Below are 15289 nucleotides of genomic sequence, written 5' to 3'. Positions count from 1 at the left end.
TCCTTAATCTCGGTTCTAATATTAAAGGAAAAAGCAGGCCACGCCGACCAGAACCAGCGCCATACCGCCGATCCGGCTGATCAGCAGTTCCCGCTGTGTGGGTTCAGTGTGTCTCTTGCGTCCTCCGTGGGCAAATTTCCACAGTTCCTTGGGGCGGATGGCCTCCAACGCGCCTACGGCGATCAAGACCGCGCCAAAAACAATATTGTCCATCGTCTCCTCCATTCCCGCGCCGCCTGCGCGGTGCTTCTTTTCTTTCTCAATGGTCCTTCCGGGGCTGTCTTGCATAGGACCACCCCCGAGAATATCCGGGGATACCGGGGCAGCCCCGACAAAGGCGTCCTTTATGGGATAAGCCGCTCCGTCACAGCCGCTTCCACTGCTCCTGATAGACCCGCTTCATGGTCAGCGCGTCCTCCGCCTGGGTGCCTGCCGATTCGCAGATAAACGTGGGGCTCCAGCCCCGGCGGGCGATTGCAGCGGCCAGAGGGTCCCAGTCGGGGCCGTAGCCGTCGTCATCGTCGAAGGTCCGGTGGCACTTCTCGCCCCCGTTGGGGGTGAACTGGATGTGGGAAAAGTGGCTGTGAAAGGTACTGGCCCGCTCTGCCCCCAGCGCCTCCTCCACCCGGTTCAGCATCCGCTCCACGGCCTCGGGGCCGTTGTCCGCCCCCAGGGAGCGGGCATACAGGTGGCCGAAGTCGATACAGGGTACCAGCCGCCCGTCCAGGGCGCACAGCTCCAGCACCTCGTCCAGGTCCCCCAACTGATTGATCTTTCCCATGGTCTCGGGGCACAGGGCGATGTGGCCGAAGCCCTGGTCGTCGCAGGCGGCCAGGACCTCCCGCAGGGACCGTTTCGCGATCTCCAGAGCTTCCCGGCGGGTCCGCTTCATCAGCGCGCCCGAGTGGATGACCACCCGGTCCGCTCCCATCCGCCCGGCCACTGAGCAGGCGCCGGTGATATAGCCGATTGTCTTTTTCAGACTGTCCGGGTCGGGGTTTGCCAGGTTGATAAAGTAGGGGGCGTGGAGAGACAGGGAAATACCCGCCGCCCGGGCGTTCTCCCCCACCCTGCGGGCGGTCTCCTCCCCCACATGGACACCCTTGCCGCACTGGTACTCATAGCAGTCCAGGCCAAAGTCGGCGATCCATTTCGGAGCGTCCAGAGAGGACTTGTGGACTTTGGAAAAGCTGTCGGAATTGCCGGCGGGGCCGAATCTGGCGCTCATACAAAGGGCCTCCTTCTTCCCAGGGCACGGAAGGGGGTCTCCACGGCGTAGCGGATATACCGCCCGGGGTTGCCCGCCAGGCGGATAGGCTCCACCAACAGGGGGACGACCCCCGCCCGGTTGGCGCCCAGGGTATCGGTAAAGATCTGGTCTCCCACCATGACGGTCTCCTCCGGCCTTGCGCCCATCCGCTCCATGGCCTTGAAATAACCGCCCCGCTTGGGCTTGCCGGAGTGGCCCTGGAAGGGAATACCCAGGGCTTCCGCGAAGTGCCGGGCCCGGTGGGGCTTCCGGCTGTTGGACAGCAGGAACAGGCGGATGCCCGCCCGCTCCAGGGCCTCCTTCCAGGCCACGATGTCCGGTGTGGGCTCGGGCACCTTGTAGGGCACCAGGGTATTGTCCAGATCGGCCAGCACCAGGCGAACGCCTTTGGCCGCCAGAGCCTCCGGCTCCAGGGCGGTCACCGAGGGATAGACCCCCCGTGGGATCAGTGAAAAGGGCACGAAGGTGTCCTCCTTTGTTCTAAATATGGGGCGCGCAGAATAGGTTTTGGAGAGCGCGCCGGGCGGGCTTCCGCCCGTTTCAAGTTATCATACCACGTTTGAAAAAAATGGACAAGGGGGAGCCGTTCATGTCGCAGGATACCTTTTATATTCCCATTTTGCCCCAGCAGCTCCGGGCCCTTCAGGGCTGGGACGTCACGCCCGCCCATCTGGCCTACCGCGTGGGCCGGGGCCCCCACCTGTTCCGTTCCGGAGGGGCCGTGCCCCTGAAGGGCGGGCTGATGGTGCTGGACAACCGGGGCTTCGACGGTCTGGGACCGTTGGCGCCCTTTTGCCAGGAGGTGGTCCGGGAATGTCTGGCCCGAAGCTTCTCCGGGGCGGTGCTGGACTTTGAGGGGCGAACGCCCCCTCTGGAGCAGATGGCCTCCCAGCTGGACGGCATCTTCGCCCGGAGGGGCTGGAGTCTCTTCGTCCCGGAACCTTACGGCCACTGCGCCCCCCATGCCAAAGTGCTGATCCCCTCCGCCCTGTCCGGCGGCTCCCTGGCGCTCCGGCTGGAGGAGGCCGCGGAGCGTTTCGGCCGAAACCGGGTGGCCCTGTCCCTCCAACGGACGGCGGAGGACTTTTTTCTCCCCTCCCCCTCGGGCAGCGGCGTCTCTCTGACCCGGGAGGAGCTGCGGGAGCGGCTGGACCGGTTCCGCCCCTCGGTGTTCTTCTCCCGGGAACTCTGCGCCCGGTACTTCACCTATATGAGCCGGGAGAGCGGCGCCCACTTTGTTCTCTTTGATGACGGGGATACCCTGTGCCGCAAGCTGGAGGTGGCCCGCCGGGCCGGCATCCACACCTTTCTGGCCCCCTGGGCCGAGGTGGAGGAGCACGCCGGACAGCTCGGCTTGCCCCGTACAGCCCCCCAGATGAAAAATATCCGCTGACCAAAACCGCCCGCGCCGGGCCCGGGCGGGCGGTTTTTATGCCGGCCAAGCCGGGAATTTTTTGAGAAAACTGTGAACTTTTCAGAAAGGGTCTGGACAGAAGGGGGCGAGCTGGATTATGATGTAATTTGTATGTAAACCGCATTTTGGCACGTATTTTGTCCTATCATCCGGAAAAAGGGGCAAAAATACGGGGAGGTCAGCCAATGAGACATTTCTTTTTCGGCGGGGTGAACCCCGCTCCCCATAAAGAGAGCACCAGGCGAAAGCCCATCGCCCGAATGGAGCGCCAGCCCAGCCAGGTGGTCATCCCCCTGGTCATGAGCACCGGAGAGGCCGCAACCCCCGCCGTCAAGCCGGGGGACCGGGTGGCCATCGGCCAGCCCATCGCTCTGGGGCAGGGGCTGAGCGCCTCCGCCCACGCCAGCGTCTCCGGACGGGTAGTCGCCATTGAAGAGCGGCCCCACCCCTGGGGCGGTGTCTGCGAGGCCATTCTTTTGGAGAACGACGGCCGGAACACCCCCTGGTCCGGCCGTCCTGAGCCGCTGGATCCCACCCAGGTCACCCGGGAGCTGCTTTTGGCCCGGGTGCGGGAGGCGGGGATCACCGGTATGGGCGGCGGCGCCTACTCCACGGCGGAAAAGCTCCGCCAAGCCGCCGGCCGTGTGGACACCCTGATCGTCAACGCCGCTGAGTGCGAGCCCTATATCACCGCCGACCACCGGCTGCTGCTGGAGCGCAGCGACAAGATCCTCCAGGGCGCCCAGACTCTGGCCCGGGCTCTGGGGGCCCAGCGGGCCGTTCTGGTCACCGAGGGGGACAAGCTCAACGCCGCCGAGGCGGTGGAGCGCCGGCTGCGTAAGCGCAGCGGCAAAGTGGAGCTGTGCACCATCGGCACGCGCTACCCTCTGGGCGCGGAAAAGCAGGTCGTCCAGACCGTCACCGGCCGGGAGGTCCCCCCGGGCGGCACCCCCCTGGAGGTGAAATGCGTGGTCCTCAACGTGGCCACCGTCTTCGCCATTCAGGAATCCCTCTTCCGGGGAAAAGCCCTGACCCACCGGACCGTCACCGTCACCGGCGGAGCGGTGGCCCGCCCCCGGAACCTGTGGGTCCCCATCGGCACCCCCCTGCGCTGCCTGCTGGAAGAGGCGGGAGGCCTGCGGGAAAAAGCCGATCTGATCCTCACCGGAGGACCCATGATGGGCACCCCCCAGCCGGATCTGGAGGTCCCGGTCATCAAAAGCACAAACGGACTGCTCTGTCTGACCGGCCAGGAGCGCCGGCCGGCCGACCAGGAATCGGTGTGCATCCGCTGCGGCAAATGCGTGGCCGCCTGTCCCATGCACCTGGCCCCCGTGTTCATCAGCCAGGCCGTCCGCCAGAACGAGCTGCGCAAGCTGCCCAAGCTCCACCCGGAGGACTGCATGGAGTGCGGCTGCTGCTCCTATATCTGCCCGGCCCGTATTCCCCTGGTGGAACTGGTGCGCCAGGCCGGCCAGCTGCTTGAGAAGGGAGGTCAGGCCCAATGAATTCCACCCGTTCCCTCCGCCTGCCCCCCCAGGTGGGACAACCCTCCAACACCTCCGCCATGATGGGGGACGTGCTGGTGGCCCTGCTCCCCACCACGGCCATGGCGGTGTTCTTCTTCGGCTTCCGGGTCCTGGTCCTCGCCGCCGTCTCCATCGGTTCCTGTCTGCTCTTTGAATTCCTTTACCGCCGCCTCACTGGCCAGAGTGACACCCTCCGGGACCTGTCCGCCTGCGTCACCGGTCTGCTGCTGGCGCTGAGCCTGCCCGCCACCGCCGCCTACTGGGTCCCCATCCTGGGCGCGGCCTTCGCCATCGTGGTAGTCAAACAGTTCTACGGCGGTCTGGGCAAAAACTTTATGAATCCCGCTCTGGCCGGCCGGATGCTGCTGGCCACCTTCCCCGTTCTGATGACCAACTGGTCCAAGCCCCTGGACCGGCTTCCCCTTTTGGGGGTGGATGCGGTATCCGCCGCCACCCCTCTGTCCTACCTCCATGCGGGCACCCTGCCGCCCCAGACCCCGGGGCAGCTGTTCCTGGGCCAGCAGGGGGGCTGCATGGGCGAGGTGTCCGCCGTCATGCTGCTACTGGGCGGGCTCTACCTGATCCTGCGCCGGGTCATCTCCTGGCGCATCCCCACCGCCTATCTGGGCACGGTGGCCCTGTTGGCCCTGCTGCTCCCGCCGGAGGGGGTGGGCTCCATGGCCTGGATGACTGCGCAGCTGCTCAGCGGCGGTCTGCTCCTGGGCGCCTTCTTCTTCGCCACCGATCCCACCACCTCTCCCGTCACGCCCCGGGGCCAGCTTATGTTCGGCGCGGGCTGCGGAGCCCTGACCATGCTGCTGCGCAGCTTCAGTTCCTACCCCGAGGGGGTAGGCTGGGCCATTCTTACCATGAACTGCTGCGTGTGGCTGCTGGACCGGGCCGGAATGCCCCGGCGGTTCGGCGCCGGCCGGTTCTCGGTCCTTCGCGAGTGGCTGAGCCGCCTGCGCCGGAATCTGGAGGAGATCCGCTTCATCAAGCCCAACCTCCACTTCACCCTGATCAAAGGCGGCAAAATGCCCGGCGAGGAGCATCTGGACCAGATTCGTGCCCAGGCCAAGGCTCTGTCCTGTCTGGGCGCGGTGATCCTAGCCACCGGCCTGGTCATCTTCGGCGTTCACCGCTTTACCGATTTAGACACCGCCCGGGCTGAGACAGATGCCCAGCAGGAGCTGCTGTCCCAGGTGATGCCCCAGGCCGCCTTCAGTTCTGAGATCCCCTACCGGGCCGTGGGCGCTCTGAGCATCCAGGCCGGCTACAGTGAGGACAATGAGCTGGTGGGCTACTGCGTGGAGATCCAGGCCCATGGTTTCGGTGGCGTCGTTACCATGGAGGTGGGCGTGGATCTGGACGGCCGGGTCACCGGAGTGGCCGTCACCGACCACAAGGAGACCTCCGGCGTCGGCACCGAGGCCATGACCCCCGCCGCCCTGCGGCGCTATGTGGGCAAATCGGGCACCATCCGTTCCTCGGGGGCTAACTCGGTGGACGCTGTGTCCGGCGCCACCGCCACTTCTCAGGCCATTACCGCCGGTGTCAACCGGGCACTGGCCATCGTAGCCAATCTGGATTTGGAAGGAGGCGACGTGAGCTATGTGGATGGAGAGGTCTGACGTCTCCCTGTACCGGGCTCCGTCGGGAAAGGAGGCCGCTCCATGGGTATTTTAGATCTGGCCGGGGTAGCCCTGGCCGCCCTGCTCTCGGAAAACTTCATTCTGGTCAACTGCATGGGCATCGGCACCCGGGTCCGCAGCTTTCGGGACCCCGTGGACGCCCTGCGGACCGGGTACTGCCTCACGGTGGTCATGGTGCTGGGAGCGCTGTGCTCCTGGCTGGCTGACTTTTTGGTCTTCACCCGGTTCAGCTGGCAATACTACCGGCTGCTGTTTCTGGCCCTGCTGATTCCCGGACTGGTGGCCGGACTGCGGAAGTTTATCCGGGTCTGCGTACCCGAGCTGTCCCGCCGCATGGACGGCAACCTGGCCGCCGTGTCCACCAACTGCGCCGCGCTGGGCTCCGCCCTGCTGGTGGCCCAGCGCAGCTACAGCCTGCCCGCCGCCCTCCTCTTCTCCTTCCTGGGCGGCATCGGCGCCACCGTGGCGCTGGCCAGCTTTGCCAGTCTGCGGGAGGAGGTCAACTTTGACAGCTGCCCCAGATGCTTCCGGGGCACCCCCATCCTGCTCATCACCGCCGGGCTGATGGCGTTAGCGCTGGTGGGTTTTTACGGACTGCATGTCGGCTGATTTTCTCGAAAACAGGAAAATCCGCCGCGGAACTTCATTCCGCGGCGGATTTTTTCATTTCTCAGGCCTCAGGATCACTTGGCCAGCTCGAAGGACGCACACTCGGTCCCCTCACACTTGGTGGGGGTGGAGTCGCAGCAGCCCACCTTGATGGACTCCAGCGAACAGCAATTATAGGGACCGTTGTGGAACGCGCAGCTGGAGACGCTGCACTTGATGCTGGTATTACAGGACTTCTGATCCATACGTCAAACCTCCTCATTTGGGATGGCCTTAGTATGGACACTCAGCAGCGGGATTATTCTCCGGTCTGTTCAGATTCCTGTTTCTCCTCCTCCGCACCGCTCAGCACCCGGGGAATAAAGCGCCGGGCAAAGCGGCCCTTGCCTCTCCCCTTTACGTAGAAATATCCGATGAAGGAAAACACCACCGCGCCCACGAAGTTGACCACCAGGTCCTTCATGGTGTCCAGAATGCCAACGTCCAGATAGCCTCCCACGCCCAGGGGGATCTGCTCTCCGTTTGCCACCACGATCACGTCGGTGATCCCTTTGATGGCCACGGGCGTATTACCCCCGGTGGGGTCCAGCATGACGGAGGAGATGCTGCTGAGCACCGTGTCCTTCTGCATGTCCAGCAGGAACAGCTGGTCCATGGCGCACTCGAAAAATTCCCACAGCACACCGATGGTCATGGAGAAACAGAAGGCCACGATGGCCATAAAGACGGGGGAGAGGGTCAGGGAAAACCGCTCGTTCCGGTCGAACATGTCCACCAGACAGAAGCCGATGGCGGCGCAGAGAAAGCCGTTAATGGTGTGGAGCATGGTATCCCACCCCTGGAAGGTGGTATAGAAGGCACGGATCTCCCCCAGGATCTCCGCCGCGAAAATAAACAGCATGATGACGATCTCCAGCGTGTCCGGAAGGTCGATCTTGAGTCTGCGTTCAAAAATGGTGGGCAGCAGGAACAGGACCAAGGTGAGCAAACACAGGAAGACATTTTCAAAATTGCGGTTGAAAAACTGGGCCACCATGATGAGAATGACCATTAAACGCAGCACCAGATATACTACGGTCACGCTTCTCTTCCGTTTGAGTTCCTGATGAGCCGCCTTCATGACCGCTTTCACCCCGGATTTTTTCATAAGTTTCTCCCTTCCAGCTTGTCCCTTTTGTATATTTTTATGATATACCTCTCCAAAAAGAAAGTCAAGAAACCGCCCCGCCCACATACACTATGGGTGGAGGTGATCTCTTTGGATCTACATAATCAGAACATCACGGTGGGGGAGCTGCTGGACAATCCCAAGTCCCGGGCGGTGTTCCAACGCCGGTTCGGCAAGCTGATGCAGCACCCCATGGTGGCGGCGGCCCGGACTCTGACGCTGAAACAGCTGGTGGAGATGGCGGCGGTCTATCTGCCCAAAAAGACCATTCAGGACACCCTGCGGGAGCTGCAGCAGCTCTGATCTCCCCGCGCCCGGCGTTTCCGACAGCAGCCGGCCTGACTGACAACCTGCGGCGTGCCGCCATTTTGGGCAGAACGCCCCCTTCCCCTCAAAAACATTGGCGCATTTCTCCCTTGTTATGGGTTGTCAGAACCAGAATTTTGGGATAAAATAAAACATCATCAGGGAAATGGAGGGACAGCCATGGACATTATCCGCCGGGAGCGCCATGGCGTCTCTTTTTATGCCTGTGCCCACCCCGCCTGGGCCGGGACCGTCCATGGCTTTTCCACACGCCTGGGCGGCGTCTCCCCCGCTCCCTGGGAGAGTTTGAATCTGGGGGCCAACCGCGGGGACGACCCCAACCGGGTCCGGGAGAATTTTTCCCGGTTCTGCGCCGCTCTGGGCGCCGATGTGACGGCGCTGGTCAAAAATCACCAGGTCCACAGCGACCGGGTCCGCCCGGTCACCGCGGCCGATATTCAGTCCGATCCCGCCGCCCCCGGCGTCTTTGAGGCCGACGGCCTCATTACCGATGTGCCGGGGGTAAGTCTCACTGTCTTCTCCGGGGACTGCATCCCCATTCTATTCTACGACCCCCAGGCCCGGGTCATTGCCGCCGTCCACGCGGGCTGGCGGGGCACCGCCGCCGGCATTGCCGCCCGGGCGGCGGAGGCCATGGTCCGGGACTACGGCTGCGCTCCGGAGCATATTTTGGCCGCCATCGGCCCCGGCATCGGTCCATGCTGCTTCGAGACCCACGCCGACGTCCCCGAGGGTCTGCGGGCCGGGTTGGGCGCCGACGCGGAACCTTTTATCCGCCCCCTGCCCGGAGGCGGGAAATTCACTGTGGATCTGAAGCGGGCCAACGCCCGGTGGCTGGAGCGGTCCGGCCTTACGCCGGACCACATTGCCCTCTGTACCGCCTGCACCGCCTGCCGGCTGGATACTTTCTGGTCCCACCGGGTCCAGGGGAACGCCCGGGGCAGCATGGCCGCCATGATCCAACTTATTTGAACGCGAAAAGGAACCTGTATGAGACGACTTCTCTCTCTGCTGTTATCCGCCGCCCTGGCCCTGTCTCTGGCGGCCTGCGGTCCGTCGGACGGAGCCTCGGGCAGCCAGTCCGGCTCGGCCTCGCCTGTCCCCGACGCCTCCCAGGTCCCGGTGGACATTCCCTTCTCTTTGGCGGTTTACCCTGCTTACAGCCTTCACCCCGTTCTGGCGGAAAACCGGGCCAATCTGACCTTGGTCCCTCTGCTCTATGAGCCCCTGTTCCAGCTGGACGGTTCCTTTCAGGCCGTCCCCGTACTGTGCCAGAGCTATACCGCCGGTCCGGACAACCTGTCCTGGACCTTTACGCTGCGGTCCGGCGTCACCTTTTCCGACGGCACCCCCCTCACGGCTGAGGCCGTAGCCGCCGCTTTGAACACTGCCCGGCAGGAGGGCTCCCGCTACGCCCAGCGGCTCCGGGACGTAACCTCCGTCACCGCCGGAGACGGCTCCGTCACCGTTACCCTCAGCCGCCCCAACGGGGACCTGCCCGCTCTGCTGGACATCCCCATCGCCAACGGCTCGGGAGACCGCCCCGCCGGCACCGGCCCTTATATACTGTCCGGTGAGGGGGAAGAACTGCTCCTCACCGCCCGCAGCGACTGGTGGCAGTGCAAGGCTCTCCCCGCCCGTGAGATCCCTCTGACAGCGGTGGAGCGCAGCGACGATCTGATCTCCTCCTTCGCCTCCGGCGACACCGGTCTGGTTGACGTGGATCTGATGGGCACCAACGCCCTGGGCTACTCGGGCAATTATGAAACCTGGGACTACGCCACAACCGATTTCCTCTATCTGGGCTTCAACGTCCAGCGGGGGATCTGTCAGCGTCCGGAGGTCCGCCGTGCCCTGGCCCTGGCCGTGGACCGGGATTCCATCGTTCAGGTGGACTACGCCCGCCACGCCGCCGCCGCTTCCCTGCCCGTCCACCCCGCCAGTTCCCTGTACGACGAGGAACTTGCCCAGGCGCTCTCCTATGACCCGGAACAGTTGGCGTCCCAGATCGAGGAGCTGCGGCTGTCAGGCCGCTCCCTCACCATGGTGGTGAACAGCGAAAACACCGCCAAAACCGCCGCCGCCCAGCGCATTGCGGATCAATTGGAGGCCGCCGGTCTGAAGGTCACCCTGTCCAAGCTGGCCTTTGCGGACTATACCGCCGCTCTGGCTGCCGGGAACTTTGACCTCTATTTGGGGGAAGTGGTCCTCACCGCCGACTTTGACCTGTCCCCCCTGCTGTCCTCCACCGGCACCTTGAACTACGGCGGGTGGCAGGACGGTGAGGCCGACCTGCTGCTGGCCGACCTGCGGGGCACCTCCGGCCTCCAGCGGAAGACGGCCGCCCAGGCCCTGTTTGCATATCTGGAGCAGCAGACCCCCATCGTCCCCATCTGCTTCAAAAACGGCTCTGTCCTCACCCAATGGTGCCGGCTGTCCGGTCTGGCCCCCATTCGGGGCAACGTGTTCGCCCAGTTGGAAAACTGGAGCATCTCCTGAGATACCCTCGGCAGAAAAGAACGGAGCGTGAAGATATTTTCCGCGCACGTTTTTCTGCGTATACAAAGATAAATTTTGAGCGTAAACCGCGGCGTGCGGAGGGGAAGCACCGGTCCCCTGATCATTTTTGCACTCCGCGCCCCGGTTTTCACGCTCTCAAATAAAGTGGAGGAATCAAAAGTATGAGTGTTTTTCGCTGTTATTCCCAGAAAAAGCCCGGCTTTGACGTAGAGGCCCAGGGGCTGTGCAAGGCCCTTCAGGAGCAGCTGGGCATCCAGGGTCTGAAGTCCGTGGCCATCCTGAACCGCTACGACGCCGACCAGATCGACCCCGCCGTCTACGAGCAGGCCAAGGGCATCGTCTTTTCCGAGCCCCAGGTGGACGTGGTCTATGACGAGACCTTCCCCCTGCCCGCCCAGCCCCACGCCATTCTGGCGGTGGAGGCACTGCCCGGCCAGTTTGACCAGCGCTCCGACTCCTGCGCCCAGTGTATCCAGCTGATGGCCGGCGTGGACCGCCCTCTCATCGCCCACGCCAAGGTGTACGTCCTGGAGGGCGAGCTGACCCAGGGCGACCTGGACAAGATCCGCGGCTACCTCATCAACCCCGTGGAGAGCCGGGAGGCCTCCCCGGACAAGCCCGAGACGCTGGTCCGTACTTATGACATCCCCGATCATGTGGCCACCATTGACAGCTTTACCGCCCTGGACGAGGCGGGACTCAGCGACCTGCTGTCCTCTCTGGGCCTGGCCATGGATCTGGACGATCTGAAGTTCCTCCAGGCCTACTTCCGTGACGAGGAGAAGCGGGACCCCACCATCACTGAGGTCCGCGTGGTGGACACTTACTGGTCCGACCACTGCCGCCACACCACCTTCTCCACCCATCTGGACTCCGTGGACATCGCCGACCCCGAGATCCGCGCCGCCTATGAGCGGTACCTGGCCGCCCGGGTGGAGGTCTACGGCGAGGAGAAGGCCGCCAAGCGGCCCCAGACCCTGATGGATCTGGCCACCATCGGCGCCAAGACCCTGAAGAAGCGGGGCCTGCTGCCCGAACTGGACGAGTCCGAGGAGATCAACGCCTGCTCCATCCACGTCCCCGCCCAGGTGGACGGCAAGGAGCAGGACTGGCTGCTGATGTTCAAGAACGAGACCCACAACCACCCCACCGAGATCGAGCCCTTCGGCGGCGCGGCCACCTGTATCGGCGGCTGCATCCGTGACCCCCTGTCCGGCCGCGTCTATGTCCACCAGGCCATGCGCTTCACCGGCGGCGGCGATCCCCGGGTTCCCTTTGACCAGACTCTGGAGGGCAAGCTGCCCCAGCGGAAGCTGGCCACCACCGCCGCGGCGGGCTACTCCTCGTACGGCAACCAGATCGGTCTGGCCACCGGCCATGTGGCCGAGGTTTACCATGACGGCTACATCGCCAAGCGCCTGGAGTGCGGTGCGGTGGTGGGCGCCGCCCCCGCTGAGAACGTGGTCCGGGAGCATCCCGCCCCCGGCGACGTGGTCATCCTGCTGGGCGGCCGCACCGGCCGCGACGGCATTGGCGGCGCTACCGGCTCCTCCAAGAGCCACAACAAGAAGTCCCTGACCACCATGGCCTCCGAGGTCCAGAAGGGCAACGCCCCCGAGGAGCGGAAGATCCAGCGCCTGTTCCGCAACGGCGAGGTGACCCGCCTGGTCAAGCGGTGCAACGACTTCGGCGCCGGCGGCGTGTCCGTGGCCATCGGCGAGCTGGCCGACGGTCTGGAGATCGAGCTGGACGCCGTCCGCAAGAAGTACGACGGTCTGGACGGCACCGAGCTGGCCATCTCCGAATCTCAGGAGCGTATGGCCGTGGTGGTGGCCGCCGAGGATGTGGACAAGTTTATCGCCGCCGCCGAGGCTGAAAATCTGGAGGCCTACCGGGTCGCCACCGTCACCGAGAGCCCCCGGATGGTCATGCACTGGAAGGGCCTGAAGATCGCCGACCTATCCCGTGAATTCCTGAACACCAACGGCGCTGTCAAGCACGCCGCTGTCTCCGTTGACAAGGCAGACCGCTCCCAGCTGGGCAAGGCCCAGTTCACCAATCTGAAGGAGATGGCCGCCAGCTTGAAGTGCGGCTCCCGCCGCGGGCTGACCGAGCGGTTTGACGGCTCCATCGGCGCCGCCTCCGTGCTGATGCCCTTCGGCGGCAAGACCCAGGCTACCCCCGCCCAGGCCATGGCCGCCCTGTTCCCCGTGCTGCCCGGCCAGGAGACCGATCAGGCCAGCGTCATGGCCTGGGGCTTTGACCCCGAGCGGACCAGCGTGGACCCCTACGCCGGCTCCCACGACGCCGTGTACACCTCCATGGCCAAGCTGGTGGCCACCGGCGCCGACTATCACAAGGCTTACCTGACCTTCCAGGAGTTCTTCGAGAAGCTGCGTAATGAGCCCCAGCGCTGGGGCAAGCCCTTCTCCGCCCTGTTGGGCGCCCTGGACGCCCAGCTGGAGCTGGAGGCCGCCGCCATTGGCGGTAAGGACTCCATGTCCGGCTCCTTCCTGGACAAGGACGTGCCTCCCACCCTGATCTCCTTCGCCATCGCCCCGGTGAAGGCGGACAAGGTCCTGTCCCCCGAGTTCAAGGCCGCCGAGCACCCCGTCTACCTGTTCGCCAGCCAGGACAGCAAGGCCGCTTGGGAGGCCTTCCACGCCCTTCATCAGGCCGGCAAGGTGAAGGCCGCCTGGGCCGTGGAGAACGGTCTGGCCGAGGCCGTGATGAACATGTCCTTCGGCAACCGGATCGGCTTCCAGGCCGGTATGGAGGCTGTTGATTGGTACGCCCCCCAGCCCGGCGCAATCGTGGCCGAGCTCACCGAGGAGATCAACGACCCCAACGCCATCCGTCTGGGTGAGACCACTCATGCTCCCTTCATCGCCCTGCCCGGCGAGGCCGTCTCTGTGGACGAGCTGCGTCAGCTCAACGACGGCGTGATGGAGAAGGTCTACCCCACTCTGGCGGGCACCAGCGAGGCAGTGGCTCCCATCTCCTGGGACAAGCGCTCCCCCGCTGTCTGCAAGCACAAGTGCGCCCACCCCAAGGCGGTCATCCCCGTTTTCCCCGGCACCAACTGCGAGTATGACACCGCCCAGGCCTGTATCCGGGCCGGCATCGACCCGGAGATCGTGGTGGTCCGCAACCTGACCACTGATTTCCTGGCCCAGTCCGCCCAGGCCCTGGAGCAGGCCATCCGCTCCGCCCAGATGGTAGTGCTGCCCGGCGGCTTCTCCGGAGGCGACGAGCCCGACGGCTCCGGCAAGTTCATCGCCTCCTTCCTCCGCTCCCCCGCCATCGCCGAGGCTATCATGGACCTGCTGAAAAACCGCGACGGTCTGATGCTGGGCATCTGCAACGGCTTCCAGGCTCTGGTCAAGCTGGGCCTGGTGCCCTACGGCGAGATCCGTCCCATGGACGACTCCTGCCCCACCCTGACTTATAACCTGATCGGCCGCCACCAGTCCCGGTACGTCACCACCCGGGTGGCCTCCGTCCAGTCCCCCTGGATGCTGAAGTCCAACGTGGGCGACCTGCACACCATCCCCATCTCCCACGGTGAGGGCCGCTTCGTGGGTCCCCAGTCCGTCATCGACAGTCTGATCGCCAACGGCCAGGCCGCCACCCAGTATGTGGATCTGAACGGCCAGCCCACCATGGACATTGCCGCAAATCCCAATGGCTCCATGGCCGCCATCGAGGGTATCTTCTCCCCCGACGGCCGCGTCTTCGGCAAGATGGGCCATCTGGAGCGCCGCGGTCCCTTCGTGGGCGTCAACATTCCCGGCAACAAGCACCAGCCCCTCTTCGAGTCGGGCGCCGAGTACTTTAAGTAAAACTTCCCGTTATCCCGCGGGGGCCGTCTTTGGACGGCCCCCGTTTTTTATGGAATTTTAATCTTCCTTTTCCCTCCCTTTTACCATAGTCTGGTATGATGCTGACATCATAGTAAAAGGAGAACGCATTATGATCACATTACTGACTCTTTCCATTCTCTGCCTGATCTCCATCCCCATTCTGTGGGTTGTCCTGGTCCTGCTGTCCGTCCCCATCGCTCTCTTCTGGGCTCTCCTGCCCTGGCTGCTTCGGCTCTCCGCCGTAGTCCTTTTCATCCGTGCCCTAATGGACCGGCCCTTCCAGGCGGAATCCCTGCTCCCCGCCGCCATTGCCTTCGGCTTGTCCCTGATCCTCCGCTGACCTCCGGGCACCTCCCTGGACTCGGACGAAAAAAATAAAAAAATAGAAAATTTCTGTTGACAAAACCGCCATTCTCCGCTATACTATCTCTTGCCCTGTTCGAGACGAGCAGACATGGCGGCATAGCTCAGTTGGCTAGAGCATGCGGTTCATACCCGCAGTGTCCCCGGTTCAAATCCAGGTGCCGCTACCAAAATAACAACGGATATTCGTCCGATTCTATATGGAGAAACGGCCCGGTGGTCAAGCGGTTAAGACTCCGCCCTTTCACGGCGGCAACACGGGTTCGAGTCCCGTCCGGGTCACCACCCTTTTCAGCCGTTCCATATGGAGGCATAGCTCAGCCGGTAGAGCGTCCGCCTCACACGCGGAAGGTCACAGATTCGAGTTCTGTTGTCTCCACCAAGAAATCCCTAGAGCCGTAGGGCTCTAGGGATTTTCTTTTTTCTCCCATTGACTTGACTTTTACGCTTGACGACAAAGCGACGATACACGTTCCCAAAAAACAATGCCCGATCTCCGTGTGTGAACAGGTCCAGTAAAAACGGACAGTGACAAAAGACCCCCTGATGTAGGAAAATAGACTACGTCAGGGGG

At 63.8% G+C, this 15289-nt stretch carries 14 protein-coding genes and 3 tRNA genes; 12 read left to right on the top strand and 5 right to left on the bottom strand.

Features of this window, described 5'->3' with window-relative positions:
• Positions 1-21: 21 nt before the first annotated feature.
• From I6E39_RS07335 to I6E39_RS07325, 3 genes are all read right to left on the bottom strand, one after another.
• Entirely contained in the window at positions 22-213 is a 192-nt protein-coding gene (locus I6E39_RS07335; RefSeq protein ID WP_235380956.1) for a DUF6199 family natural product biosynthesis protein, read from the bottom strand.
• Between the two features lie 151 nt (positions 214-364).
• The gene (locus tag I6E39_RS07330; protein ID WP_235380955.1) at positions 365-1228 is read right to left on the bottom strand and encodes a TIM barrel protein; all 864 of its coding nucleotides are present in this window, start codon (positions 1226-1228) and stop codon (positions 365-367) included.
• The gene (locus I6E39_RS07325; protein ID WP_235380954.1) at positions 1225-1731 is read right to left on the bottom strand and encodes a YqeG family HAD IIIA-type phosphatase; all 507 of its coding nucleotides are present in this window, start codon (positions 1729-1731) and stop codon (positions 1225-1227) included. The genes I6E39_RS07330 and I6E39_RS07325 overlap by 4 nt, the downstream gene beginning before the upstream one ends.
• A 128-nt stretch (positions 1732-1859) precedes the next feature.
• Here I6E39_RS07325 and I6E39_RS07320 point away from each other — a divergent pair, with 128 nt between their 5' ends.
• From I6E39_RS07320 to I6E39_RS07305, 4 genes are all read left to right on the top strand, one after another.
• Positions 1860-2663, top strand: coding sequence for a glycoside hydrolase family 18 protein (locus I6E39_RS07320; protein WP_235380953.1), 804 nt, complete (start codon positions 1860-1862; stop codon positions 2661-2663).
• Between the two features lie 206 nt (positions 2664-2869).
• Entirely contained in the window at positions 2870-4192 is a 1323-nt protein-coding gene (gene rsxC / locus I6E39_RS07315) for an electron transport complex subunit RsxC (RefSeq protein WP_235380952.1), read from the top strand.
• Positions 4189-5844 (top strand): RnfABCDGE type electron transport complex subunit D, encoded by a 1656-nt coding sequence (locus tag I6E39_RS07310; protein WP_235380951.1) that lies wholly within the window; start codon positions 4189-4191, stop codon positions 5842-5844. The genes rsxC and I6E39_RS07310 overlap by 4 nt, the downstream gene beginning before the upstream one ends.
• Positions 5845-5886: 42 nt before the next feature.
• Positions 5887-6474, top strand: a complete 588-nt coding sequence (locus I6E39_RS07305; RefSeq protein ID WP_235380950.1) for an Rnf-Nqr domain containing protein — start codon at positions 5887-5889, stop codon at positions 6472-6474.
• Positions 6475-6548: 74 nt separating this feature from the next.
• Here the strand turns inward: I6E39_RS07305 and I6E39_RS07300 are convergent, their stop codons facing one another.
• Entirely contained in the window at positions 6549-6719 is a 171-nt protein-coding gene (locus tag I6E39_RS07300) for a DUF1540 domain-containing protein (RefSeq protein ID WP_235380949.1), read from the bottom strand.
• A gap of 53 nt (positions 6720-6772) precedes the next feature.
• The gene (locus I6E39_RS07295) at positions 6773-7621 is read right to left on the bottom strand and encodes a DUF2238 domain-containing protein (RefSeq protein WP_235380948.1); all 849 of its coding nucleotides are present in this window, start codon (positions 7619-7621) and stop codon (positions 6773-6775) included.
• 111 nt (positions 7622-7732) lie between these two features.
• Here I6E39_RS07295 and I6E39_RS07290 point away from each other — a divergent pair, with 111 nt between their 5' ends.
• The 8 genes from I6E39_RS07290 to I6E39_RS07255 all read left to right on the top strand — a co-directional run bounded on the left by I6E39_RS07290 (position 7733) and on the right by I6E39_RS07255 (position 15097).
• Positions 7733-7945: a hypothetical protein gene (locus tag I6E39_RS07290; protein ID WP_235380947.1), complete on the top strand. Its 213-nt coding sequence runs from the start codon at positions 7733-7735 to the stop codon at positions 7943-7945.
• Positions 7946-8128: 183 nt separating this feature from the next.
• Positions 8129-8941, top strand: a complete 813-nt coding sequence (pgeF, locus tag I6E39_RS07285) for a peptidoglycan editing factor PgeF (RefSeq protein ID WP_235380946.1) — start codon at positions 8129-8131, stop codon at positions 8939-8941.
• Between the two features lie 18 nt (positions 8942-8959).
• Positions 8960-10468: an ABC transporter substrate-binding protein gene (locus tag I6E39_RS07280; RefSeq protein ID WP_235380945.1), complete on the top strand. Its 1509-nt coding sequence runs from the start codon at positions 8960-8962 to the stop codon at positions 10466-10468.
• A 182-nt stretch (positions 10469-10650) separates the two neighbouring features.
• Positions 10651-14331 (top strand): phosphoribosylformylglycinamidine synthase, encoded by a 3681-nt coding sequence (locus tag I6E39_RS07275; protein WP_235380944.1) that lies wholly within the window; start codon positions 10651-10653, stop codon positions 14329-14331.
• Positions 14332-14461: 130 nt separating this feature from the next.
• A complete protein-coding gene (locus I6E39_RS07270; protein ID WP_235380943.1) occupies positions 14462-14692 on the top strand; it encodes a phage-shock protein in 231 nt (76 codons plus the stop codon).
• Between the two features lie 116 nt (positions 14693-14808).
• A tRNA-Met gene (locus I6E39_RS07265) sits at positions 14809-14885 on the top strand.
• 40 nt (positions 14886-14925) lie between these two features.
• Positions 14926-15000 (top strand) — tRNA-Glu (locus I6E39_RS07260).
• 21 nt (positions 15001-15021) lie between these two features.
• Positions 15022-15097: transfer RNA gene (locus tag I6E39_RS07255), tRNA-Val, on the top strand.
• Positions 15098-15289 lie beyond the last annotated feature (192 nt).

The organism is Pseudoflavonifractor phocaeensis (assembly GCF_021531375.1).
Classification (GTDB): Bacteria; Bacillota; Clostridia; order Oscillospirales; family Oscillospiraceae; genus Lawsonibacter; species Lawsonibacter phocaeensis_B.
Note: the sequence above shows the minus strand (reverse complement) of the source record. Positions and strands in the feature narration are given on the sequence as shown.